Source organism: Natrinema versiforme (assembly GCF_005576615.1).
Taxonomy (GTDB): Archaea; Halobacteriota; Halobacteria; order Halobacteriales; family Natrialbaceae; genus Natrinema; species Natrinema versiforme_A.
The window spans coordinates 3,512,007-3,535,729 of sequence record NZ_CP040330.1 but is presented as its reverse complement, the minus strand read 5'-3'; the positions used below and the strand labels follow the sequence as shown (position 1 = coordinate 3,535,729).

Genomic DNA, 23,723 nt, shown 5'->3' with positions numbered 1-23,723 from the left:
AAACGGGTCGCCATCGGTCGGTCCCGATTCGATCTGAATCGAGCGTTACAGATCGGTATCGCGAAGCTCGAGGTCCGCGACGAGTTCGTAGGGGTGGGCGTCCTTCCGGATACCGTCGAGGATCATGAAGGCCTGTCCGGGCTCCAGGAAGTGTTCGGTGACGACCTGACCCAGCGGCGTGGGCTCGAAGCCGTCGATGAAGTCGTACTCGAGGAGCTTCCCGATGGCGTGTTTCGTGGGGACTTCGCCGAGCATGCGGTCGTTGAGCGCCTTCGCGGCCTTGCCGCCGACCGTGATGTTCGCAAGCGTTTCCTCGACGGCGGCGGCCTCGTCGTAGTGGGTCATGACCGACTCCATTTCTCCTTTGAGTAACTTGAAGGCGACCTCGTCTTCGGTCATCTCCATCGAGTTGTGGTAGGCCGTGTCGGGTTCGACGAGGACGTACACCGTGCCCTTGTCGTGGTAGTCGGGCCGGCCCGCGCGGCCGAGCATCTGGTGGAATTCCTGGACCGAGAGCCACTCGATGCCCATCGCTAGCGAGTCGAAGATCACCTGCGAGGCGGGGAAGTCGACCCCCGCCGCGAGCGCGGCGGTCGTGACGACCGCGGACAGTTCCTGCTCGCCGAACTTCCGTTCGACCTCCTTCCGGCGCTTGTAGTCGAGGCCGGCGTGGTAGGGCGCGGCCGAGTAGTCGAGTTTCCGCGAAATCTCGTGACAGCGCCGCCGGGAGTTGGTGAAGATAATCGTCTGGCCGCGATACCCCTTCGAGGACTCGCTGTCGAACTCGCGTCTGACGAGTTTGTTCTCGACGCGGACCTTCTCCTGGCCGTCCGCGAAGGTGACGTGGCGCTCGATCGGCACCGGTCGCTCCTCGAACTCGATGAGCGTCGCCTCGAGAGCCTCCGTGAGCTGTTCGGGATTGCCGACGGTCGCTGAGAGGTAGACCCACTGTGCGCCGCCGTAGTCGTCCCGGCGCGTCGCCCGCTGTTCGCAGGTGTACTTGAGCCGGGAGATCAGGCCGTCGAGTCGGTGGCCCCGGTCTTCCTCCTTGAGCGTGTGGACCTCGTCGATGACGACGGTCCCGATGTCGCCCATGTCCTTGCCCGTCCGCAGGGCATGGTCGATCCCCTCGTAGGTGCCGACGATGACGTCGGCGTTGGGGTCGAACCGCTCGCCCTCGTCGGCGACTCGGCTCGCGCCCACCCGAATGGAGACGTCGACGAGGTGGCCGTACTCGTCCTGAAAGTCCTCGTACTTCTGGTTTGCAAGCGCCACGAGGGGAACGAGAAAGAGCATCGTCCCCTTGTTGTTCAACACGCGATTGATCCCTGCCAGTTCGCCGACGAGGGTCTTCCCGGTCGCCGTCGCGGAGACGACCAACTGGTCGTCACCATCGAAAAGGCCGTGCTCGACGGAGAGGCTCTGGACCGGCAGCAGGGTATCGAACCGGTCCTCGAGCAGGTTCTGGAGCCCCGGATGCAGGTTCAGCGAGTCGGTGCGGACGGGATCGACCTCGTCCGTCGTCGCCGAGATGGTATCGAACTTCGTCAGATCGGGATCCAGCTGGCCCTTGAGCAGATTGACGATCCGCTCGAGATCCTGGACCTCCATCATGAGATCCTCGAGTCGTTCCTTTGCGGCGCCCGATACCGCACCGCCGCCGGAAAACGAGAGCTGGCGCTCGAGTTCCTGCCGGGCGCAGTCCCGACAGATCCAGTCGTTGTCGTCCTTGACGGCAGTTTCGGTCGTGATCGGCGAGTATCGGCCCGCGGAGGCGCAGTAGCGACAGGTCCTGACGGTCTTTGCCTTGTCCTCGAGTTGGTAGCCCTCGAGCATCTCCCGTAGATCCCGTCGTCCGGCGGCGGAGGTCTGTTCGGAGATGCGGATCCGCTTCGCTCGGCGGGCGAGTTCGACGAACTCGTCGGGCTGGCGCGGCTCCTCGCTCGAGCCCTGCTTCAGCCGGAACTTGGCGGGGCGGGGGCCGGCCGAGGTTTCGGAGAGTCCGAGTTTCGCACGGAACAGCCGTTTGCCGTCACGTTCGACGACGACGAGGTAGTCGTCGCCCGTTTCGTGACAGAATATCGTTTCGACCTGCTGGACCTGCTTCGACACGAACCCCACTAGGATGGGACGGTATTTCAGCGGTTCGGACTGCGCTGACCCGCCGATCGATCGCCGTCCGCTCGGCGGTCGGATCGGTATCTAACCGTACCGGTATCGAGCGGTAATTGTGGTCTATAGCAGTATATACCGCTCTTAGCGACTTACATACGAGGGTGGTCGAATTTCCAACTCGATGGGTCCGAATCCGTGGGAGGGAATTCCGGGTGTTCGTCGCAGCTACGCGTTGCGATTCCTCGCTGCGCTCGTCGTCATCGTCCTCATCGTGGGGCTGTTCGGCGGCAGTATCTACGCACACACCGGCAACGAACTCCAATCCGACGTCGAATCGCAACTCGTCACCGATGCGGAGCAGGACGCGAACCGGCTCGACATCTGGTTCACGTCGACCGAACGGTATCTGGGATCGCTGCCCCGATCGACGGCGTTTCGCAACGACGAGCGGGTCGCGATCGCCAACTCCTTACACCGGGTGACCGACCGGACCGCGTTCGAGGGGGCATACTACGTCGACGCTGAGACGGGGACCGTGCACGCGAACGCCGGCGCGAACGAAATCATCGCCGACGACACCACTCTCAGTGCCACAGTTGAGGAACACGTTTCGGCTGCAACGGCCGACGGGTCACAGGTCGTCTTCTCCGAGCCGTTCGAGACCGATGACGGCCGGCCCGCAATACTTGCCGTCAGTCAGGTCCCGGGCGAGTCCGACCGCGTCGTCGTCGGGTTAGTCGATCTCGAGTCGCTGTCCCGATACATGATCGGCACCGACGAGACGGCCGATGTCATCGTCGCCGACGAGGACGGGACGGTCGTCCTCGCCGAGGACCACTCGCTGCTGCTCGAAGACGACGTCCTCGAGTCGAGCGAGACCGCGGCCGAATCCGGGACGATCTCGCTCGAGGAAGATGACGGCGAGACCGTCGTCGGCTACGCGGCCGTCGGGAACGAAGGCTGGACACTGACGACCCGCGTCCCCGCCTCGGAGGCCTACGCGCTCCAGTCGAGCATCTCGAACTGGATCCTTGCGATGCTCGCCGTTACGTTCGGCGGCATGCTCGTACTCGGCCTGACGGTCGGCCGGAACACCGCCGGTGAGTTGCGGTCGCTCTCCGCCCGCGCGGCGGCGATCGAGGACGGCAAACTCGACGACCCCGTCGAGTCGGAGCGACGCGACGAACTCGGCGACCTCCACCGGTCGATCGACCGGATGCGCCGGTCGCTGCGCGACCGTCTCGAGGAGGCCGAGATGGCCCGCACGGAGGCCGAACAGGCGCGATCCGAGTCCGAGCAGTTCTCCCGCCACCTCGAGCGGACGGCCGACGAGTACGGCGAGACGATGCGGGCCTGCGCCGCGGGCGATCTCACGCGGCGACTCGAGCCCGACGCCGAGAGCGAGGCCATGGAGACGGTCGCCGCGGAGTTCAATGAGATGATGGACGACATCGAGGCGACGGTGGCCGCGGCGCGGGCCTTCGCCGACGCGGTCGACGAGACGGCCGATTCGACGGCCGAGGGCGTCGTCGAGGTGCGGTCGGCCTCCGAACAGGTGACCACGTCGATCCAGCAGATCGCCGACGGGGCGGAGCGCCAGAGCGACCAGTTCGCCGCGATCAGCACCGAGATCGACGACCTCTCGACGACGACCGAACAGATCGCCGCGACCGCCTCGCAGGTCGCGTCTCTCGCGGAGCGGACTGCCACGACGAGCGCGGACGCTCGCGAGTCCGCCCGCCGTGCGATCGACGGCATGAACGCCATCGAGGACGAGGCCGACGAGGCCGTCGCGGAAGTGACGCGGCTCGAGGACGAGATCGACGCGATCGACGACCTCCTCGAGTTCATCGGCGACGTGACCGAGGAGACGAACATGCTCGCGCTCAACGCGAGCATCGAGGCCGCGCGCTCGAGTTCGGGAGACGCGGAGTTCACCGCGGTCGCCGATCAGGTCAAGTCGCTCGCCGAGGACACCCAAGAGGCGGCGACGACCATCGAGGAACGGCTCGAGCGGGTCAGCACCCGAACCGAGCGGGTCGCGACCGTGGTTCGGGAGACGGACGACCGGATCGCGGACCACCGCAGCGCGGTCGAGTCCTCGGTCGCGGCCCTCGAGGAGATATCGGCGTTCGCCGAGGAGACCAACGACGGGGTTCAGGAGATTTCGGCGGCGACTCAACAGCAGGCCGGCGCGACCCAAGAGGTCGTGACCATGACCGAGGACGTGACGGCGATCAGCGAGGAGACCAGCGCCGAGGCCGAGACGGTCGCGGCGGCCGCCGAAGAACAGACCTCGTCGCTCGTCGAAGTCTCCCACACCGCTACGTCGCTGTCCGACCGTGCGCGAGATCTCTCCGACGCGCTGTCGTCCTTCGAGGTCTCGAGCGAGCCGACCACTGATCTCGAACCGGCTCACCGCGGGGGAGATGAGGCAGGGTCTCGCAATGCGGACGAATCAACGGCTGACGGGACTGGCGAGTCATCAGGGGACGATCGGGAGGAATTCACGTGGGCCGAGTCGCAGTAACCGGCTGCGGTCGACGCTGTTCGTAGCTAGGGAGTTGAGAGATCGGCCCCAATAGTTCGAGCGGGGCCTCGGGTCACTGCTCGAGAAGCCGGTCGACGGCCGTTCAGAAGGTACCGTTGACGATGTCGCTGACCCGCTGTCGATCGAACAGTTCGTCGTCGACATCGTAGAGCTGTCCGGCCGCGCGCTCGGTAACGACGAGGTTGCTGATCGGACCCTGATAGAGCGGGCCGCCGCGGTAGACGGCATCGTTCCGAACGGCCGTCAGCTCGCTCCCGGTGTCGTGTCGCTTCATCCGTTCGACGACCGTGTTCCAGAACTCTTCAGCGCTCTTGTCCTCATTTCCGCGGAGCAACAGCACGTCGGGATCGATTCGGAGCAACGGTTCGTAGTCGATCGATCCCGCCAAAGCGGCGCTATCGACCGCGTCGGCCTCGGCGAAGGCGTCGCGAACGCCGAGGTCCCGCCACTGTTTGAAACTCGTCCCCTCGTTGATCACGTACGGGAGAAACTCTGCTTCCGTGACCGGCCACAAGATCGCGACCTCGGGCCGTTCGTCCACTGGTGGGACGATCTCATCGAGACGAGACTGGAACTCGGCGTGGAGTGACTCGAACGCCGCGTACCGATCGCTCTCGTCGAAGACCTGCGAGAGCTTCTCGAACGCCTCGTACAGTGAGAGGTGCTCGTAGTCGTGCCACTCGTAGCCCCGCGAGAAGCTGCTGTTCCCGAAAAAGGGTGTCCCCGTCGACTCGATTACGTCGATGCCATCGTCGCTCCAGCCGCCTCATTGTACGAGGAAATTCGGGTCCATGACGAAGACATCCACATCCTCGCTCAACGCTAGAAACTCCTCGATGGTCAGTTCGTTGTTCCAGAGTGAGTCGGTCTCACCTGAATCGACGCTCACCTTGGGGATTTCGTCGTAGTACTGCGTGTGGTACCGATTGGCGAGATAGACCGCTTCGGGCGGGTCCTGTCCGAGCGCGATCCCCATGTCGGCCCAGGAGCCGTTGTTCGCGGCCCACGTCTCGGGGATTGACTCGAACGCGACCTCGCCGACCGGCGGCATCGATACCGTGATCGCGGCGTCCTCGTCGTCTTCCGTGTTCTCGTCGTTTTCTTCTCTCTCAGCGCTACTGATGTCGTCAGCATCGTCGACCGCACCGCTGTCCTCGTTGTTCTCGTAACCGGTGGCGTTAGTATCGTCGCTCTCGCCGTCGTTTTCATCGCTGTCACCGCTGAGACAGCCCGCCACTGCGCTTCCACCGGCAACGACTCCACCCGTTCGAAGGAGGTCGCGTCGCTTCCACCCGCGATCACCATCCATTACTGATAAATGTATTTAGACCATCAAATGCGTTTTGAAACGTATCGGGCCCGCTCGAGCGGGCCGTTCAGAAGTCGCCGTTGACGATGTCGCTGACTTCCTGTGGGTCAAACAGGGCATCCTCGACGCCGTAGAGCTGCTGGGCCAACCGCTGAGTGGCGACGAGGTTGATGATCGGGCCCTGATAGAACGGGAGCGCCTTGGAGATGTTGCCGTCCTGGACGGCCGTCAGTTCCCGACCGACGTTGTGGTTTTCCATCGGTCCGACGAAGTTCTGCTGGAACTCCTCCTCGGTGAGGTATTGTTCGGTGCGAAGCAGGATATACTCCGGGTCGACCTCGAGCAGGGTCTCGTAATCGATCGCCCCGCGGTCGCTGTGGAAGTCCTTGACACCGGTGTTCGCGAGCGCGTCCTCGACGCCGAGGTCCCGCAGGTGTTTGTAACTCGTCGACTCGTCGATGACGTAGGGGAGAAACGAGTCGTCCTCCATCTGCGGGTACAGGACTGCTGCCTCAGGTCGGTCGCCCGAGGGAACGACGGTCTCGAGTTCCGACTGGAACTCCTCGTGCAGCGTCTCGAACTCGTCGTAGCGTTCCTGTTCCTGAAAGACTTCGGCGAGTTTCTCGAAGGCCTCGTACATCGTGAGGTAGTCGTAGTCCTGATGCCACGAGTAGTCCCGAGAGGTGATACTGTTCCCGAAGAACGGTGTCCCCGTCGCTTCGACCTGCTCGATGTCGTCGTCGCTCCAGTCGGCCCGTCCCTTGAGGAATTTCGGATCCATGACGAAGAGATCCACTTCCTCGGCAAGGTTTAGGAACTCTTCGCGCGTCAGTTCGTCGTCCCAGAGCGAATCGATCTCGTCCGGATCGACGCTCACGTCGGGAATATCTTCGTAATACCCCGTATGGAGCCGCCGCGTGAGATAGAGGTCCGACGGCGGCTCCTGACCCAGTGCGATCCCCATGTCGGCCCAATCCGCGGTGCCGGCGGCCCATGTCTGGGGAACCGACTCGAACTCGACATCGCCGACCGGTTGCATCGAGACCGTGTACGGATCGACATCCTCGCTGTCGTCGTTGTCCGATCCGTCACCGCTGATACAGCCGGCCAGTGCGCTCACGCCCGCGATGGTCCCGCTCGTTCGAAGCACGTTGCGTCGCGTCCACGTCCGTTCGTCACTCATTATCTTTAGGCTAGCCTAAAACAACAAAAGTATTCCGCATCCGATCGCGACGGCGGCTCGACCCGCTCGAGCGCTACTGATCGCCGATGACGATATCGGCGGCGGCCCGTCGGTCGAACAACCCCTCGTCGCCGAACTCGTCCGGGTAGATACCCCGCGCCGCTCGCTGAGTTGGTAGAGATGGATGGTCGGTCATGCCGTCGTAGACGATGCGATCGTCCTAAACGGCGCTACGTCCGGCTCTCCGGCAGCGCTCGCTTGGGCAGCACCTGCAGTTCGGGCTCGTACGTGACCGTCGCCTCGACGCCGAAGACGTCGGCGAGCAACTGCTCGGTCACGACCTCTTCGGGCGGCCCCCAGTCGTAGAGTTTGCCGTCGCGCATCGCGACCAGATAGTCCGCGAAGCGGGCCGCCTGCGAGATGTCGTGGAGGATGACGGCGACGGTAACGCCTTTCTCCTCGTTGAGTTGGCGGATCGTCTCGAGGACCCGGAACTGGTGGTGGACATCGAGGAACGTGGTCGGCTCGTCGAGCAGGAGGACGTCGGTGTCCTGTGCCAGTACCATCGCGATCCAGGCCAACTGCTTTTGCCCGCCGCTCAGTTGGCCGAGTTCGGTGTCCCGGATCTCCTCGATTCCCGCCAGTTCGATCGCCCGTTCGACCGCCTGATGATCCGCTTCGCTGACGCCGTCGAAGAAGTCCCGATGCGGGTAGCGACCGTGATAGACGAGGTCTTCGACGGAGATCGAGCTGAGCGAGTCGTTCTCCTGTGAGAGGACGCCCAGTTCGCGCGCCAATTCCTTCCGATCGAAGGTGTCGAGGTCCTCGCCGTGGATCTGCACCGACCCCGTATCCGGCTCGAGGTGGTTCGAGAGCGCTTTGAGAAGCGTACTCTTGCCGCTGCCGTTCGGACCGACGAGGGCGGTCACCGCCTCCTCGGGAACGTCGAGGCGAGCGCAGTCGACGATCGTCTCCTCGCTCGTCGGATAACTGAGCTCGAGACCGTCGCCGACCAGTGCGCTGTCGATCGCGACGCCGTTGTCGTCCGTGATCCGCTCCCGTTCTCGGTTCGTGTCCTGCTGTGTGCGTGACATTATAGCTCACCCATCGATTGCTGCTTTCGCATCAGATAGAGGAAGTACGGGCCGCCGATCAGCCCGGTGACGACGCCGACCGGAATCTGGGTCCCGCCGAGTGCGAGCCGCGCGCCCACGTCGGCGGTCACCATCAGTGCGGGACCGGCGAAGAGACAGCCGACCATCAGTCGTCGGTAGTCCCCGCCCACCGTGTTCCGGACGATGTGGGGGACGACGAGGCCGAAGAAGCTGACGACGCCGGCGACGGCGATCGCGACGCTGGCGGCCAAGATGGCGACGGCCGAGAGGAAAAACCGGACTCGTTCGACGCGCATGCCGAGCGATCGCGCGGTGCTCTCGCCCAGCATGAGGACGTTCAACTGTCGTGCGCCGGCGAGCGCGATCGCGATCGCGACGGCCGCCGGCAGGATCGCGATCCGAACCTCTCCCCAGCCGGTACCGGTGAGCGATCCCGTGAGCCACGCGATCGCCGTCTGGACGACGCCCAGATCGTCCGCGAAGAAGAACAGTCCCTGCTGGAGCGACTGGAAGACCATGTTGACGATCACGCCCGCGAGCACGAGCCGGACGGGGTTCGTGCCGCCCTTCCAGGCGATCGTGTAGACGATCACGAACGCGATCGTGCCGCCTAACGCGGCGATCAGCGGAAGGAATGGCGCGAGCCCGCTGAAGACGACGAGCGTCGCCAGTACGGCGAATCCGGCCCCGGAGCTGACTCCCAGCACGAAGGGACTCGCCAGTTCGTTCCGCGTCACGGCCTGAAAGATCGCTCCGGAAATCGCGAGCGTCGCACCGGCGATGATCCCGACGAACACCCGCGGCAGCCGGAGGTTCCAGATGACGATGCTGCCGGTGCTCATCTCCGGCAGTTCGGTTCCGAACAGGAACGCCGACCACGCGTTGAGGTTGAAGACCACCGCGGGGTTGAAGACGGCCTTCCAGGCCTCGACGAACGTCATCGAGTACTCGCCGAAACTCACCTGTATCAGTCCGGCAACGACAGTGACGATCGTACTCCCAAGACAGAAGAGCACGAGCGCCCCCGTGACCCATCCCTCTCGCTCCCGGGCGGACCCGTGCCCATTGACCGACTGCGCTTCTCCCATCGTCATTTAGGTAGCCCTAAAAAGCGTATAGTAGTTGCGGTTGCGAGACGATATGGCAACGACCGACGAAGGCGTTGGCGTCGATACGCCGAGACAGCATCAGCGCGCGTATACGGTCTCCTATCCTGCGAACGCCGTTACTCGAGCAGGTCGATTTCGTCGTCGCCGTTCGGAACCGCACAGATGAATGCGCCCGGCTCGTCGCCCTCGTTGCGGTACCAGTGGACCGTCCCGGCAGGGATCAACAGCGAGTCGCCGGGCTCGACCGCGTGTTCTTCATCGCTGATCCCGACCGTGTACTCGCCCGCGAGGACGTACTGCTCGTGTTCGATGTCGTTCGTGTGTTTCGGCACTTCTGCGCCGGGCTCGAGGGTGAACCGCCGGATCGCGAAGTTCGGCGCACCGTGATCGTCGGCGATCAAAACGCCCTTCTCGAGGCCGTCGGCGGCGGAGACCGTTTCGTACTCGATTTCCTCGCCGCGGCGAAGCAGTGGCTCGGTCATACTGCGAGTCGGCGTCCGAGCCACAAAACCGTCCGGGTCGCCGAACGCTGACCCCACTGGGAAGCGACGGTCGGTCGCTCGAGCGCAGTCGAGTCAGGGCCTTCGAACGGCCAGCGCAAGGAACGCGGCTCCGAAACAGCCCGCAAGCAGAGCGACGTACAAGAGGATCACGAGCGCATCGCCGCCCCGCTCGAGGCCGATGAACGTAGCACCGACCGCACCGGCGAGCGCGCCGACGAGGACGCTCGTCGCCAGCCGGGACAGGCTCAGCCGATCGTACCCTGCACGCACCATCCAGTCGCCAACCGCGGATTGCGCCGTTCGGTCCTCGAGCAGCGGGAGGAGATAGAGCAGCGAGAACGGGCCGCCGATCAGCAGGAGCAGGGCGAACACTGCGAGCCCTTCGTACGCCCCGCTCGCGACGGAGAGGACGACACCCATGACGACGAAGCCGGCGACCAAGACCGCCAGTCCGCCGAAAAACCCTACCTGTACGTACCGGCAGAGACGGCCAGCCGTTGACGCTGACGCGCTGCGTGACCACGTGACCGCGCTGGGGCGATCCACCACGTGACGCCCTTCGTGTCACCAGGATATAAACTCCCGCTTGGGAACTACTGTTATTTCAAAATCATCCTGTGGTGCTACCGGCGATGCGGTCGTATTGGGTGGGTAACCGATCACCGTCAGTAGCGACGGCGCTGTCGCTCAGGGGTAGTAAAATACTGCAGTCAAGTGCCGATACCGTTACGAATCGATGAACCTTACAGGCGCTCGACGTTCGTCGCGCGCGGGCCCTTGGGGGCCTGCTCGATGTCGAACTCGAGTTCCTGTCCTTCTTCCAGGTCCGGGCCGCCGATGTCTTCCATGTGGAAGAACACGTCGTCGTCCGCGTCCTCAGTCTCGATGAATCCGTAGCCGCCAGTGTCGTTGAAGAAATCAACGGTTCCTTTCGCCATTGCTTCTAAAGAGAGGCGCCGAAAAGTCATAAACCCTCCGAATCGGGTTCTCCCCCGCTACTGGCCCGCTCGAGCCGGTATCTGTGGGCAATGCGGTCTCAAATACTGTCCCCGTCCTCCAGCCGCTGGATCGAGATTGCGATGAAGTAGACGAACATGAACAGGAAGAATCCGCCCGAGAGCCCGACGAGTTCGACGGTCCCGACGCCCCCGGGGTTGAACACGGCGAAGGCCGCCATTCCGACGACGAACACCGCGATGATGAAGACACCGACGGCGTAGTAGAAGGCGATATCCGACTCGAGGCGTTCTCGCATGCGTGTCCCATTCGGTTCCCCGTATAAGTATTCGAAGTCTTGGGAGCCGAAGTATCTTATAGCTGCCACGACCAACGGGAGCGTATGGCGGACTACGACCTCGACGCGGTCGATCGGGAAATCCTCTATGCGCTCCAAGAGGAGGCGCGGAACCTCTCCTCGAGCGAGATCGCCGACCGGACCGACGCCTCCTCGAGTACGGTCCGCAAGCGCATTCAGCGACTGGAGTCGGAAGGGGTCATCAAGGGCTACAGCGCGAACATCGATTACACGAAGTCCGGCTATCCGATCCGGATGCTGCTTTTCTGTACGGCGTCGATTCCCGAACGCGGGGAGTACATCGACGACCTGCTCGAGATCTCGGGTGTCGTCTCGGTGCAGGAACTGATCACGGGCGAACAGAACCTCCTCGTGACGGTCGTCGTCGAAAACGACAGGGACGTCACCCCGATCGCACAGCAGCTCGCGGACATGGGACTGACGATCACGGACGAAGTACTCGTTCGCAGCCACCAATCGACCTCGTTCGACGAGTTTTCCTCCCGCTGATATCGTGGGCGACAGTCTCCCGGCACCGCGTCGCCGACGGTACGAGACGCCGCTCGTTTTCCTGTTCGTTGGGTACAGCCGCTCTATGCACCATCCATAGATATGCAATGGTATAACATGACGTTCGTATTTGGCGATATTCGAACGAATTGTTCGAACCAAAGGCTATAATAACCGCTCTGTTCATATATGGGGTAGAGACGACCAGTTGGGCAATTGTTGCCGCGAACGACACGTCACGACGGGAGCCGGTGACGGGCTGGTCGCCGCTACGACACATGACCGAGGACACAGCAACGATCGACGACGACATCGCACCGCGCCCCGAACCGACGCCGCCGAGTTCGGCCGTCCCTCGAGCGTCGACCTGGACGGTCTGGACGCTCTTCATCGCCAGTCTCGGCGTCCTCGCGCTGGCGATCCGGGGCGGAGCCGGCTGGGAGTTCCCGACGCTCCTGCGGATCGACGGGCTGACCGCGGTCATGTGGGTCGTGGTCACGTTCTTCAGCGGGATCGTCCACAGCTACTCGCGGCGCTACATGGCCGGCGATCGCGACCTCGAGCGGTTCTTCGGTCGCGTCTTCGGCTTTACCCTCGCCGTCATGACGATGACCGCGGCGAACCACGTCGCGCTGTTCGTGGCCGCGTGGCTGGCGATGGGGCTGCTGATGGCCGGGCTCATCGGTCACGTTCGCGACTGGCCGCAGGCCCGCGCCGCCGGCCACATTGCCCGCCGCTACTTCCTCGCCAGCACCGCGTTACTCGCCGGCTCCGTGGCGCTGCTCGTCTGGGCGACCGGCGCGACCACGCTCACCGGCCTGCTTGAAGGTCTCGAGGGCGTCTCGCCGACGGTCGGGCTCGTCGCCGCCGCGGGGATCGTCCTCGCGGCGATCATCCAGTCTGCACTCTTGCCGTTTCACGGCTGGCTGCTGTCGTCGATGACCGCGCCGACGCCGGCCTCCGCCCTGATGCACGCCGGGTTCGTCAACGCGGGCGGGATTCTGCTGACTCGGTTCGCGCCGCTGATCGGGGACCAACTGGTGATCATGTCGGCGATCGTCCTCGTCGGCGCGGTCAGCGCCCTGCTCGGACAGGCGATGATCCTCGTCCAGACGGACATCAAACGCAAGCTCGGCAGTTCGACAATCGCCCAGATGGGTTTTATGATACTCCAGTGCGGGCTCGGCTTTTTCGCCGCCGCGATCGCCCACCTCATCCTGCACGGCTTCTACAAGGCATACCTCTTCCTCTCGTCGGGAGCGGGCGTCGAACGCGCGGCCCCGAAGGACGCGGCCCACACCGAACTGGGCTTCTCGGGGATCGCCGTCAGCTTCCTGACGGCCGTCGGCGGCGGCGTGCTGTTCGGCGTCCTCACCGGAAAGGCGACGAGCCTGACGCTGAACAGCGGCACCATCCTGACGCTGGTCGTGGTCCTCACGACGCTGACCGCGGCTCGAGACATCCTCCAGCGGTCGACCCTGCCGACGGCGGTCCGGTTCGTCAGCGTCCCGCTGATCGTCCTGACCGCGATCGGCGGCTACGCCGTCGCGTTCAACGCCGTCTCGTCGATGCTCTCGGGCGTCCCGATGACCCACGTTTCGACCGCGATGACGCCCGTCCACTACCTCGTCGTCGCTCTCTTTATCGGCGCGTATCTCGCGGCGGAACTGGGCTGGCTCCGCTCGAGCGAACGCCTCTACGTCGCCCTGCTGAACGTCTCGCAACCGGACCCGACGACCGTCCTCACCAGTACGGAGGAATACAATGACGCGTAAGGAACCCGACGACACCCGTCGCATCGAGGAACACATCGACAGCGCGGCCGAACGCATCGGCTCGGTCTGGCCGCTGCACTCGTTCGTCACGGCAAACCCCCTTTCGGGGTTCGAGGACGAGCCGTTCCACCGGGCCGTCGCCGAGGCCGAGGACCTGTTCGGCGGGCGGGGGTATCCCCACCCGTCGGTCTTCCGCCGCGCGTGGGAGTCGGGCCGGATCGATGTCGACACGCTCCGGGTCGAACTCGAGGCCCACGGGATCGACCGCGATCCCGAGACGCTCCTCGAGGCGATGGCTGAGGCCGAGTCGGAGCGCACCGCCACCGAGCCCGACGACGCGACCGAAGCCGTCGATCGGGTCCTCTCGAAGTGGCTCGCGGCCTTCCTCGACGAGGGACAGGCCAAGTGGCCGATGCCCAACCGCGAGGACGGGTTCTATCGGGCGTGGCGCACGATAGCTCCCCACGACGCTGACATCCCGGGCTGTGACGCCGACGACCTCCCGGCGACGGCGCTCGAGGCCCTCGAGTCGGCACTCGGCGACTACCCCGAGGAGCGCTGGGATGAGGTCCTCGAAGCGCACCTCGCCGCCCTCCCGGGCTGGAGCGGGTTCATCAAGCAGCGGACCGACGACGACGTCGACCCGTGGCAGGAGGCGTACCCGATTACGCTGGCCCAGTACCTCGCGGTGCGGCTCACGCTCGCGGACCTGCTGGCCGCGCCGATCGACCTCGCCGAGGGCTCCGAGACCGCCCAATCAGATGCGGACGGCGACGACGTTCCCCTACCCGAGATCTGGCTGACCGCGTGGGAGAAGAGTTATCGCGAGCGACTTCTCGAGGGAATCGACGACTCGGTGACCGAGCCCGGCGACGCTGCCGCCGACCGGCCGGCCGCCCAACTCGTGTTCTGTATCGACACGCGCTCGGAGGTGATCCGCCGCCACATCGAGGCCCAAGGCCCCTACGAGACCCACGGCTACGCGGGCTTTTTCGGCGTCCCGATGCGCTACCGGGGCCACGAGGCCGCGGCCGACACCGACGCTTGCCCGCCGATCGTCGACCCCGAACACCGGATCGTCGATCGGCCCGACGACGCCGAGGCGGCCGCCGATCGCGACCGCTGGACCGGGCTCGCCACGGCGGCCCGCAAGCACTTCAAGACGCTCAAATCGAACCTCGTCGCCGCCTTTACCTTCGTCGAGGGGGCCGGCAGCGCCTACGGCTCGGCGATGACCGCGCGGACGCTGTCGCCGTCGTCGATCGCGACACTCGAGTCCGCCCTCGAGGACCGCGTCCCGAGCGTTCCCGAGGTCGCCGCGCCCGCCATCGACTACGACGCGTACGACGACCACGATCACGCCGACCACGACCTCCCGCAGGGGATGAGCCACGAGGAGAAAGTCGAGTACGCACAAACCGCCTTCGAACTCATGGGCTGGACGGAGTTCGCCCGACTGGTCGTCTTCGCGGGCCACGCCAGCGAGACGACGAACAACCCCTTCGGCTCGAGTCTGGACTGCGGGGCCTGCGCCGGCAACCCCGGCGGCCCCAACGCCCGCGTGCTCGCGACGATCTGTAACGACGAGGACGTGCAGGCCGAACTGCGCGAGCGCGGGATCGACATCCCCGAGGACACCGTCTTCCTCGCGGGCGAACACAACACGACGACCGACGAGATCTCCCTCTTCGACGATTCGGTGCCCGAGAGCCACCGCGCGGACCTCGAGTCCCTGCGCGAGAACCTCGACCGCGCCCGTGCCGGGGCCGCGGCCGAGCGCACCGCATCGGTCGAGAGCGAGGCGGCCGTCGACGAGGTCGAGCGCAAGGCGGCCGACTGGGCCGAAACCCGCCCCGAGTGGGGGCTGGCCGGCAACGCCTCCTTCGTCATCGGACCGCGCGAACTGACCGCCGACCGGAACCTCGACGGTCGCGCGTTCCTCCACTCCTACGACTGGTCGACCGACCCCGACGGCGACGCCCTCGAGGCGATTTTCACGGGCCCGCTCGTGGTCACCCAGTGGATCAACAACCAGTACTACTTCGCGACGGTCGACAACGCCGCCTACGGGAGCGGCTCGAAGGTCACCCAGAACCCGGTCGGCAACGTTGGCGTCGTCCAGGGCAACGGCGGCGACCTCCTGACCGGCCTCCCGCTGCAGTCGCTCAATCGCGACGACGAGCGCCCCTTCCACCAGCCGCTGCGGCTGACCGCGGTGATCCACGCGCCGGTCGAGCGCGTGACCGAGATCCTCCGCGAGCACGAGGACGTCCGCGAACTCCTCGAGAACGGCTGGATCGGCGATCTGACCGCCGTCGATCCCGAGCAGGACAACGAGGCGTTCCACTACGCGGGCGACCTCGAGTGGGCGAGCGAGACGACGGACGCGACGGTCCCGGAACCGACGACACCGGTCGCGGAGTCGGCGGCCGACGACTGACCGCCCCGACGGTCAGTCGGTCGAGACCTCGCCGCCGTACAGCAGGCTCTTCACCGTCGATTCGTAGCCGTCCGGCACCAACTCGATGAGCGCGTCGGGGTCGGTTTCCCCGTCGACGCTGACGAGGTAGGTCCGGCCGGGGCGGTCGCCGTAGACGCCCTGAAAGTCGTAGACGAAGCCGTAGACTGAAGCAGTGTCTGGGATCTCGTCGGCCTCGCACAGCGAGCGGGCCTGATAGCCGACGTTGTATTCGACGAGTTGGTTGATCACCCGCTTGTCGTGGGCGTCGGCGTCGATCAGACCGCTCTCGAGGGCCTCCTCGACGACGGGGACGAGCATGTCCACCCACTTGTCGACGCCCTGCGGCCCCGGTGGCTCCGCGCCGGCCGCGACGTGGGAGGCCGCGGTGACGGCCCCACAGCCGGTGTGGCCCACGACGGCCACGGCGTCGGTGCCGGTGTGGTGGATCGGATAGAGGACGCCGCCGTCGATGATCCGCTCGCCGTCGTCTTCGTCCCAGACCTGATTGCCGATGTTGCTCGGCGTAAAGATCCCACCCGGCCGATCGATCCCCCACATCCCCTCGTGGGAGACCCGCGAGTCGGAACAACAGACCGCGACCACGGTCGGGTGCTGGCCGATCTGAACGTCCGCGAAGTACTCGTCGGGCAGCGACTCGACGTGGCGCCGGTTCCCGGCGAGGAGCCGCTCGAGAGTACTGCGATCGGGTCCCATACTCGACCTACACGAACGGTGAAGAAAAAGGTTCGAGCCCGCCGAGCCGGACGGGAGACGGCGATCGACAGCACCGCCGTCCCGAGGTTCCGCGAAGCCAATCTTCACCTGTTGGCGGGTTCATGTATGTGTATGGCAGAAACCAGACAGTGGCGACTCGCCAGCCGTCCCGTCGGCGAACCGACCACGGAGAACTTCGAACTCGTGACTGTCGACCGGCCCGAGCCGGACGACGGCGAGGTCCTCGTCAAGACGCTGTACCAGTCAGTCGACCCGTACATGCGCGGGCGAATGCGTGATGCGGAGTCGTACGCCGAGCCGTGGGACGTCGGCGATCCGATGCAGGCCGGCGTCGTCGGGGAAGTCATCGAGTCCGAAGCCGACGCGTTCTCGGCGGGCGATGTCGTCACCGGCGACCTCTATTGGGCGGAACACGCGGTCGCCGACGCGGACGAACTCCAGCGAGTGAACCCCGAACTCGGGCCGATCTCGACGGCCCTCGGCGTCCTCGGCATGCCCGGCGTGACGGCGTTCTGGGGGCTGCTCGACGTCGGCGACCCGAACCCCGGCGACACCGTCGTCGTCTCCGCCGCCGCGGGCGCGGTCGGCTCCGTCGTCGGCCAGCTCGCCCGGATCAACGGCGCGCGAGTGGTTGGTACCGCCGGCAGCGACGAGAAGACCGAGTGGCTCACCGAGGAACTCGGCTTCGACGCCGCGATCAACTACAAGGAGACCGACGACCTCGGCAGTGCGATGGCCGAGGCCTGTCCCGACGGGATCGACGTCTACTTCGACAACGTCGGCGGCCCGATCACCGACGCCGTCTGGCCCCAGCTGAACGTCCACTCGAGGGTCGCGGTCTGCGGCCAGATCGCGCTGTACAACGAGACCGAGGTACCGACCGGTCCCCGAAAGCTCGCCAAACTCATCGAAACCCGCGCGAAAGTCGAGGGCCTCCTCGTCGGCGACTATCAGGACCGCTGGGGCGAGGCGCTTCAGCGACTCTCGAAATTCGTTGGGGAGGACGAGATCCGCTACCGCGAAAACGTCGTCGAGGGCTTCGAGAACGCGCCCGACGCGTTCCTCGGGCTGTTCGAAGGCGAGAACATCGGCAAGCAACTGGTCAAGGTCGCCGAGCGCAGCGACTGACTCCTCGGCCTCGAGTTCGAGGGCCGCCGACCGCTCCGACCGCTCCTCAATCGGTCAGCCCGTAGCCGGTCTTGAACAGGTAGACGTCGATTCCCAAAACGAGAAGCGTACACGCCGTGAGCACCGCGAGCGAGGCGAGCGGCGCGAAGTCGGTGTAGGGTTCGGGGAGGACGCCGACCGAGATCAGGTCCGAGTAGCCCAGAAGGCCGAACCGGACGCTGTCGACCATGTAGACCATCGGATTGAGCAGGGAGAGGTTCACCTGCCACGCCTGCTCGAACGTCTCGAGGGAGTAGAAGACCGCGCCGAAGAACACCAGCGGGCGGAGGATGAACTGGTTCATCACGGTCAGATCGTCGAAGTCTCGAGCGACGAGCCCGCCGATGATCCCGAAGCCGGCGAACAGCGACGTGATGACGACCATGGTGGCGACGAGATAGAGGCCGTGCTTGATGCTGATCGGCACGAACAGCCGGCCGACGACGGCGATGATGACGCCGACGATGAGTCCTCGGACCGCGCTGGCACCGACGTAGGCGACGACCATCTCGACGTACGACAGCGGCGAGGTCAGCGTCTCGTGGATGTACTCGTTCCACCTGCCGTGGAAGATCGAGAACGAGGCGTTCTCGAAGGCGTTGGAAATCGCGCCTAACACGACGAGACCGGGCACGATGAAGAGGATGTAATCGAAGCCCGCGATCTTGTCGATCCGACCGCCGAGGATCAGCCCGAAAACGGCGAAGTAGAGCACGTTCGTGATCGCCGGCGGCATGAACGTGTTCTTGGGCCGGCGGACGAACCGCAGTATCTCCCGCCGGAAGAGCGCGCGAAAGCCGACCGACAGCATCAGGCGACCCCCTCCTGTTCGCGCTCGGGTTCGCGTCCATCGGTCGCGGTCTCGCCGTCGTCCGAACTCTCCGCTGACGACCGCGTCACCGTCCGATCCTCGCTGCGGGTGAGATCGACGAAAATCTCCTCGAGCGACGTGCGCGTGATCTCGAGGTCGGCGATCTCGTGGCCCATCGCCTCGAGGTCGTTGAGCAACCGCGGCGCGGTCGAGCCGCCGTCGTCGACGCGGACCTCGAGCCGCTCCCCGGAGACCGTCGTTTCGTGTGCGTAGGCGCCGAGATCGGGCGCGCTGGCGGGTGCCGACTCGAGGCGGACGGCGATAGTGTCGGTGCCTCGCCCCTTCAGTTCGTCCGGGGTCGCGACGGTCACCTTCCGGCCCTCGTTCATGATCGCCACGCGGTCACAGAGGCGTTCGGCCTCCTCGATGTAGTGCGTCGTGAGGAGAATCGTCGTCCCCTCCTCGTTGAGTTCGGTGACCAGCTCCCAGAGGTCGTGGCGCAGTTGGACGTCGACGCCGGCGGTCGGCTCGTCCAAGATGAGCAGATCCGGCTCGGTGACGAGGGCTCGAGCGAGCAGCAGCCGGCGTTTCATCCCGCCGGAGAGCCAGTCGAAGCGCTCGTCGCGCTTGTCGTAGATCCCGACCCGCTTGAGCACCTCGTCGGCCCGTTCGGCGGCTTCGCTTTCGGGCACGCCGTGATAGCCGGCCTTGTGCTTCAACACTTCCCGAATCGAGAAGAACCGGTCGACGTTGAACTCCTGCGGTGCGAGGCCGATCGCATCGCGGGCCTGCTGGTAGTCCTCCTCGACGTCGTAGCCGAAGACCCGCGCGTCGCCGCCGGTCTTGCGGACCAGGCCGACCAGCGTGTTGATAAAGGTCGTCTTCCCCGCGCCGTTGGGGCCGAGCAGGCCGAAGAATTCGCCCTCCTCGACGGTCAGCGACAGCTCTTGGAGGGCGCGCAAATCACCGTACTCCTTCACGAGGTCGACGGTCTCGATGGCCGGTGGCATCGCCGAATCGTCGGCCCCGGTCGCGGTTAAGAATGTTGGTCTCGGCACTCGAGCCGGCCGTTACTGCCGGTATCGATTCTCACACTGCCTCGGGGACTCAGTCCGCGGTTCGCGGTCGGCCCGACGGCGCGATCGCACCGCTTTGCTGGACGATGTCGAAGGCGGTCATCACGTCGGTCCGCGAGATCAGTCCGACGAGATCGGCGTCGTCTTCGCGCGGCGTCTCGCCGCGCGAACGGTCAGCGGAACGATGTTCCGCGCTATCGACGACGAGTAGCCGTCCGATATTGTGCTCTCGCATCCGCTCGATCGCGGTCATAGCGTCCGAGTCGGGCGAGATCGTCTGTAGGTCCCGCGTCATCACGTCTTCGACGGAATAGGTGTCGCGCTCGACCGGGTCGATCTCACGGGCGTCGCTCAGCGTCACGAGCCCGACGAGCCGCTCGCCCTCGAACGCGTTGGTGTCGATGACCGGATAGCCGGTGTGGCGCTCCGTGAACATCCGCTGGATCAACGTCGCGACCGTCGTATCGGGTTCGACGGTGTGAAGCTCGCTCGCCGGCGTCATGATATCGCCGACGGTGACGTCCTGAAAGGCCGCCTTCATCGTCACCTGCTGGGCCTCGCTCGAGGCGGCGATGTAGACGAAGAAGGCGACGCCGATCAGGAGCGGGTTGAACGTGACGAACAGCCCGAACAGCCCCATGCCGACCGCGAAGAGCTTACCGACGCTTGCGGCCTGCTGGGTCGCCCGCGCGTACGGTTGGTTGCGGGCCAGCAGCGCTCGCAGCACTCGCCCGCCGTCCATCGGGAAGGCTGGTACCATGTTGAAGATGGCCAGTGCGACGTTCAACACGGCGAGATAGCCGAGGACGAACCGCACGCCGCTGAGGCTCTCGGGGGTGACCACGAAGAGCAGGTACGATCCGACGCCGACCAGTACGCTGACGATGGGACCGGCGACGGCGATGTTGAGTTCCTGTCGCCAGTCTTCGGGCATTTCCGAGAAGGCGGCGATCCCGCCGAACAGCCAGAGCGTGATCGATTCGATCGGAAACCCGTACCGCTGGGCGGTCAGCGAGTGGCCGAGTTCGTGGAGTACGACGCCGACGAACAGGCCGACCGCGGCGGCTAACCCGAGTAGCCACGGCATCGCGCCGCCGGTGATTGCGCCGACGTCGATTCCGGCCATCAACCCCTCGTTCAGTATCGTCGCGACGCCCTCGATCTGGGCCCCGATGAGATACGCGAACAGCGGGAGCACCAGCAGGAACGTCAGGTCCAGTTTAATCGGGATCCCGAACAGGGACCCGATCCGAAAACTCCTCATGGGAACCCGTTTCGGCGGCGGAACCTTAAACACGCCGCCGAGATGCGAGTTCGACCGCGAATTCGCGTGCCCGAATCGCGTCCTCCGTCGCTCGCGTTCACTCTCATGCGGCATATATACACAATAATATCTACTAGCGTCTATATACCCACTCTCCCATAGGCTTATACACGAGTTCGTGGTCGCCGTTCGTACGATGTTGCGAGACGCGCAGACGACCGATCGACTCGAACAGCTCCCGACCGAACTCGACTCCGCCCAAAGCAAACTCGTCTACCTCACCCTCGAGGCGACCGGGGGAGCGACGACCGCAGACCTGAGCCGGCTGCTGAACATGCAGAAACTCACGATTCTGAGCGTGCTCTCCTCGCTCGAGGGCGAGGGGCTGATCGAGCAGTCCGACGCCGAATACGTCCCCGCGAACTGAGTTCCGGTTACGGTCAGTCACCGACTGTCGGCGGAACGGACTCGACGCGGCGCTTCGAAGCCTTTATCCGCTCGGTGGGCTTCCGTTTTCGTAAGTAACCACCATGTCCGACAAACCTGCCTCCATGTACCGGGAGATCAGTAAGCCGGCCTACACGCGCCGCGAATACATTACTGGCATCCCCGGATCGAAGATCGCACAGCACAAGATGGGCGACGCTCAGGCGAACGCCGAGGACTACCCCGTCCAGATCAGCCTGATCACCGAGGAAGAGGTCCAGATCCGCCACGGAAGCCTCGAGGCCTCGCGCCTTTCGGCGAACCGTCACATGCTGAAAAACGCCGGCGAGAACAACTACAAGATGGTCCTGCGCAAGTTCCCCCACCACGTCATCCGGGAGAACAAGCAGGCGACGGGTGCGGGTGCGGACCGTGTGTCCGACGGGATGCGACAGGCCTTCGGGAAGATCGTCGGCACCGCCGCTCGCATCGACGCCGGCGAGCGCATCTTCACCATCTGGTGTGACGTCGACGACGCCGAGTTCGCCAAGGACGCGCTTCGACGCTCCTACAACAAGATCTCGCCGCCGTGTCGCGTCGTCATCGAGCGCGGCGAGGAACAGCTTATCGCGTAAAACGAATTTTTGCTCTGCGTGCGGTCGCTTTGCGACCGCACGCAGAGCAAAAATTCGATTAAAAGCACTCCTCCCTCCGTTCACTCGTTCCTGTTAGTCACTCGTTCACATCAGTCGTCGGCCCGCTCGTTCGTGCCTTCGGCACTCACTCGCGGTCGGTTCGGTGAACCGCCTGCCCTCCCCCGAGTCGTACGTCTCTCGCCGATGCTCGAGACGCACTCCCGGCCACCGAACCCGCGATTCGAGGACGGCCGTCTCGAGCACCTTTTTGCTCGTCTCCTCCCGAGTACCGGGTATGATCGATCTCGCGGTTGCGAACGACAAGGAGACGTTCGAGCGGATGGGGGAGCCGCTGGCCGAGCGGGGGATACGGGTTCATCACGTGCCCGTGCGCGAGCGCACGGTCGCGCTCGACGACCCGCCGTGGGAGCCCGACGCGTACGATGTCGGCTTCGTCTACCCCGGCCGACTCATGGAGGGAGGGGTCGCCGACGCCTTGCTCGAGGTGCCGTGGCTCAACGATCACGAGACGGTGCTGACCTCGCGGAACAAGGCCGAGGTGCTGGCGCGGCTCGGGCGGGCCGAGCTGCCGGTCCCGAAATCGGTCTATGTCTCTAACGATGTCGGAGCGGACGAGTTGGCCGACGTCTTCGAGCGGTTCGAGCCGCCGGTCGTGGTCAAGCCCAACTCGACGACGCGGGGGGTCGGCGTCGCGAAGGCCCACGATCTGGACTCGTTTCTCGGCATCTGTGACTACCTCTCGCTGGTCCACGATTACAAGGCGACGGGCGACCAGTCGTTTCTCGTCCAGGAGTACCTCCCGAACGCGACCGACTACCGGGTGATGATACTCGAGGGGGAGTACGTCGGCGCGGTCGAGCGCCGGCTACCCGACGCGGCGGTCAGCGAGGGCCAGTGGAAGCACAACGTCCACCGCGGCGCGGAGGCGACGGGCGTCGAGTTGCCCGATGAGTACCGCGAGTTGGCCGAGCGGGTTGGGGCGGCGCTCGAGATCCCGTTCCTCGGCGTCGATCTGCTCGAGACGGACGACCGGCTGGTGATAAACGAGACGAACGCGCGGCCGACGATCGACGAGGAGACGAAGTACGAACCGGACTTCTACGATCGGCTGGCGGCCGCGATACGCACCGCTGCGGGGGACCGGTAGTCGGAAAAACTACGACCGCGACGGCCCGACTACTCGAGGCTGATGTCCGAGGACTGTTCGGCGCGATCGAAGACGACTTCGAGGACGCCGTTGTTGTAGGTCGCGGATGCGGTGTGTTCGTTGACGCGGGTCGGCAGGGAGACGCGCTCGTCGTACTGGCGGTGCTCGCTTTCGGCGGAGATAGTCAGCGTCTTGCCGTCGCACTCGAGTTCGATGTTGTCCTTCTCGACGCCGGGGAGGTCCGCGACGACGCGAACCTCCTCGTCGGTCTCGTGGATGTCGACGTGGGTGTCCATCCCGAAGCCGTTGTCGACGCTGCTCGAGGAGTCAAAATTGACGTTGCCGTCCGCGCCGCTCATCATCTCGTTCATCATTCGTTCGATTTCGCGGAACAGATCGTCGAAGGGTTCGTCGCGGTCGTCTCGGCGCATGGGGGTGTCTAGGGTATCGCGTGGCAAAAACTTTCTGTCGTTGCTATACGATCCGAGAACCGTCGTCGCCGTCTGTGGTTCTCGA

At 64.9% G+C, this 23,723-nt stretch carries 22 protein-coding genes and 1 pseudogene; 8 read left to right on the top strand and 15 right to left on the bottom strand.

Annotated elements, in window-relative coordinates:
* Positions 1 to 45: 45 nt before the first annotated feature.
* A complete protein-coding gene (locus FEJ81_RS17525; protein WP_138246501.1) occupies positions 46 to 2,112 on the bottom strand; it encodes a DEAD/DEAH box helicase in 2,067 nt (688 codons plus the stop codon).
* Positions 2,113 to 2,296: 184 nt separating this feature from the next.
* Here FEJ81_RS17525 and FEJ81_RS17520 point away from each other — a divergent pair, with 184 nt between their 5' ends.
* Positions 2,297 to 4,645, top strand: a complete 2,349-nt coding sequence (locus tag FEJ81_RS17520; RefSeq protein WP_138246500.1) for a methyl-accepting chemotaxis protein — start codon at positions 2,297 to 2,299, stop codon at positions 4,643 to 4,645.
* Positions 4,646 to 4,748: 103 nt separating this feature from the next.
* On the opposite strand, the pseudogene FEJ81_RS17515 reads toward FEJ81_RS17520, so the two are convergent.
* From FEJ81_RS17515 to FEJ81_RS17480, 9 genes and pseudogenes are all read right to left on the bottom strand, one after another.
* Positions 4,749 to 5,975: pseudogene (locus FEJ81_RS17515) on the bottom strand (ABC transporter substrate-binding protein).
* Positions 5,976 to 6,042: 67 nt separating this feature from the next.
* Entirely contained in the window at positions 6,043 to 7,158 is a 1,116-nt protein-coding gene (locus FEJ81_RS17510; protein WP_138246499.1) for an ABC transporter substrate-binding protein, read from the bottom strand.
* 73 nt (positions 7,159 to 7,231) lie between these two features.
* Positions 7,232 to 7,354 (bottom strand): hypothetical protein, encoded by a 123-nt coding sequence (locus tag FEJ81_RS24240; RefSeq protein ID WP_267877916.1) that lies wholly within the window; start codon positions 7,352 to 7,354, stop codon positions 7,232 to 7,234.
* A 34-nt stretch (positions 7,355 to 7,388) separates the two neighbouring features.
* Positions 7,389 to 8,252 (bottom strand): ABC transporter ATP-binding protein, encoded by an 864-nt coding sequence (locus FEJ81_RS17505; protein WP_138246498.1) that lies wholly within the window; start codon positions 8,250 to 8,252, stop codon positions 7,389 to 7,391.
* Positions 8,252 to 9,361 carry a FecCD family ABC transporter permease gene (locus tag FEJ81_RS17500; protein ID WP_138246497.1) on the bottom strand — a complete coding sequence of 370 codons (1,110 nt, stop codon included), beginning with the start codon at positions 9,359 to 9,361 and terminating at the stop codon, positions 8,252 to 8,254. Before FEJ81_RS17500 ends, FEJ81_RS17505 begins: the two co-directional genes overlap by 1 nt.
* Positions 9,362 to 9,498: 137 nt before the next feature.
* Complete coding sequence (locus tag FEJ81_RS17495) at positions 9,499 to 9,864, bottom strand: cupin domain-containing protein (RefSeq protein WP_138246496.1); 366 nt, start codon at positions 9,862 to 9,864, stop codon at positions 9,499 to 9,501.
* Positions 9,865 to 9,957: 93 nt separating this feature from the next.
* Entirely contained in the window at positions 9,958 to 10,434 is a 477-nt protein-coding gene (locus tag FEJ81_RS17490) for a hypothetical protein (RefSeq protein ID WP_138246495.1), read from the bottom strand.
* A gap of 194 nt (positions 10,435 to 10,628) precedes the next feature.
* Positions 10,629 to 10,823 carry a cold-shock protein gene (locus tag FEJ81_RS17485; RefSeq protein WP_005554588.1) on the bottom strand — a complete coding sequence of 65 codons (195 nt, stop codon included), beginning with the start codon at positions 10,821 to 10,823 and terminating at the stop codon, positions 10,629 to 10,631.
* A 98-nt stretch (positions 10,824 to 10,921) separates the two neighbouring features.
* Positions 10,922 to 11,140, bottom strand: coding sequence for a hypothetical protein (locus FEJ81_RS17480; protein WP_138246494.1), 219 nt, complete (start codon positions 11,138 to 11,140; stop codon positions 10,922 to 10,924).
* Positions 11,141 to 11,224: 84 nt separating this feature from the next.
* Between FEJ81_RS17480 and FEJ81_RS17475 the strand changes: the two genes are divergently transcribed.
* The 3 genes from FEJ81_RS17475 to FEJ81_RS17465 all read left to right on the top strand — a co-directional run bounded on the left by FEJ81_RS17475 (position 11,225) and on the right by FEJ81_RS17465 (position 15,904).
* On the top strand, positions 11,225 to 11,689 hold the full coding sequence (locus tag FEJ81_RS17475) for an Lrp/AsnC family transcriptional regulator (RefSeq protein WP_138246493.1): 465 nt from the start codon (positions 11,225 to 11,227) through the stop codon (positions 11,687 to 11,689).
* A gap of 278 nt (positions 11,690 to 11,967) precedes the next feature.
* Complete coding sequence (locus FEJ81_RS17470; protein ID WP_138246492.1) at positions 11,968 to 13,464, top strand: proton-conducting transporter transmembrane domain-containing protein; 1,497 nt, start codon at positions 11,968 to 11,970, stop codon at positions 13,462 to 13,464.
* Entirely contained in the window at positions 13,454 to 15,904 is a 2,451-nt protein-coding gene (locus tag FEJ81_RS17465; RefSeq protein WP_138246491.1) for a DUF2309 domain-containing protein, read from the top strand. The genes FEJ81_RS17470 and FEJ81_RS17465 overlap by 11 nt, the downstream gene beginning before the upstream one ends.
* Positions 15,905 to 15,916: 12 nt before the next feature.
* On the opposite strand, the gene FEJ81_RS17460 is transcribed toward FEJ81_RS17465, so the two are convergent.
* Positions 15,917 to 16,639 carry a carbonic anhydrase gene (locus FEJ81_RS17460; RefSeq protein WP_138246490.1) on the bottom strand — a complete coding sequence of 241 codons (723 nt, stop codon included), beginning with the start codon at positions 16,637 to 16,639 and terminating at the stop codon, positions 15,917 to 15,919.
* Between the two features lie 132 nt (positions 16,640 to 16,771).
* Here FEJ81_RS17460 and FEJ81_RS17455 point away from each other — a divergent pair, with 132 nt between their 5' ends.
* Positions 16,772 to 17,788 (top strand): NADP-dependent oxidoreductase, encoded by a 1,017-nt coding sequence (locus FEJ81_RS17455; protein ID WP_138246489.1) that lies wholly within the window; start codon positions 16,772 to 16,774, stop codon positions 17,786 to 17,788.
* Between the two features lie 46 nt (positions 17,789 to 17,834).
* Here the strand turns inward: FEJ81_RS17455 and FEJ81_RS17450 are convergent, their stop codons facing one another.
* From FEJ81_RS17450 to FEJ81_RS17440, 3 genes are all read right to left on the bottom strand, one after another.
* Positions 17,835 to 18,638 (bottom strand): ABC transporter permease, encoded by an 804-nt coding sequence (locus tag FEJ81_RS17450; RefSeq protein ID WP_138246488.1) that lies wholly within the window; start codon positions 18,636 to 18,638, stop codon positions 17,835 to 17,837.
* Positions 18,638 to 19,648: an ABC transporter ATP-binding protein gene (locus tag FEJ81_RS17445; RefSeq protein ID WP_138246487.1), complete on the bottom strand. Its 1,011-nt coding sequence runs from the start codon at positions 19,646 to 19,648 to the stop codon at positions 18,638 to 18,640. The genes FEJ81_RS17450 and FEJ81_RS17445 overlap by 1 nt, the downstream gene beginning before the upstream one ends.
* Positions 19,649 to 19,745: 97 nt before the next feature.
* The gene (locus FEJ81_RS17440) at positions 19,746 to 20,978 is read right to left on the bottom strand and encodes a site-2 protease family protein (RefSeq protein ID WP_138246486.1); all 1,233 of its coding nucleotides are present in this window, start codon (positions 20,976 to 20,978) and stop codon (positions 19,746 to 19,748) included.
* A gap of 196 nt (positions 20,979 to 21,174) precedes the next feature.
* On the opposite strand from FEJ81_RS17440, the gene FEJ81_RS17435 reads away from it, so the two are divergent.
* The 3 genes from FEJ81_RS17435 to FEJ81_RS17425 all read left to right on the top strand — a co-directional run bounded on the left by FEJ81_RS17435 (position 21,175) and on the right by FEJ81_RS17425 (position 23,207).
* Positions 21,175 to 21,405: a helix-turn-helix domain-containing protein gene (locus FEJ81_RS17435; RefSeq protein WP_138246485.1), complete on the top strand. Its 231-nt coding sequence runs from the start codon at positions 21,175 to 21,177 to the stop codon at positions 21,403 to 21,405.
* 103 nt (positions 21,406 to 21,508) lie between these two features.
* Positions 21,509 to 22,039 (top strand): 50S ribosomal protein L16, encoded by a 531-nt coding sequence (locus FEJ81_RS17430; protein ID WP_138246484.1) that lies wholly within the window; start codon positions 21,509 to 21,511, stop codon positions 22,037 to 22,039.
* A 295-nt stretch (positions 22,040 to 22,334) separates the two neighbouring features.
* The gene (locus FEJ81_RS17425; protein WP_138246483.1) at positions 22,335 to 23,207 is read left to right on the top strand and encodes an ATP-grasp domain-containing protein; all 873 of its coding nucleotides are present in this window, start codon (positions 22,335 to 22,337) and stop codon (positions 23,205 to 23,207) included.
* Between the two features lie 29 nt (positions 23,208 to 23,236).
* Here FEJ81_RS17425 and FEJ81_RS17420 read toward each other — a convergent pair whose 3' ends face one another.
* On the bottom strand, positions 23,237 to 23,638 hold the full coding sequence (locus FEJ81_RS17420; protein ID WP_138246482.1) for an Hsp20/alpha crystallin family protein: 402 nt from the start codon (positions 23,636 to 23,638) through the stop codon (positions 23,237 to 23,239).
* Positions 23,639 to 23,723: the final 85 nt, after the last annotated feature.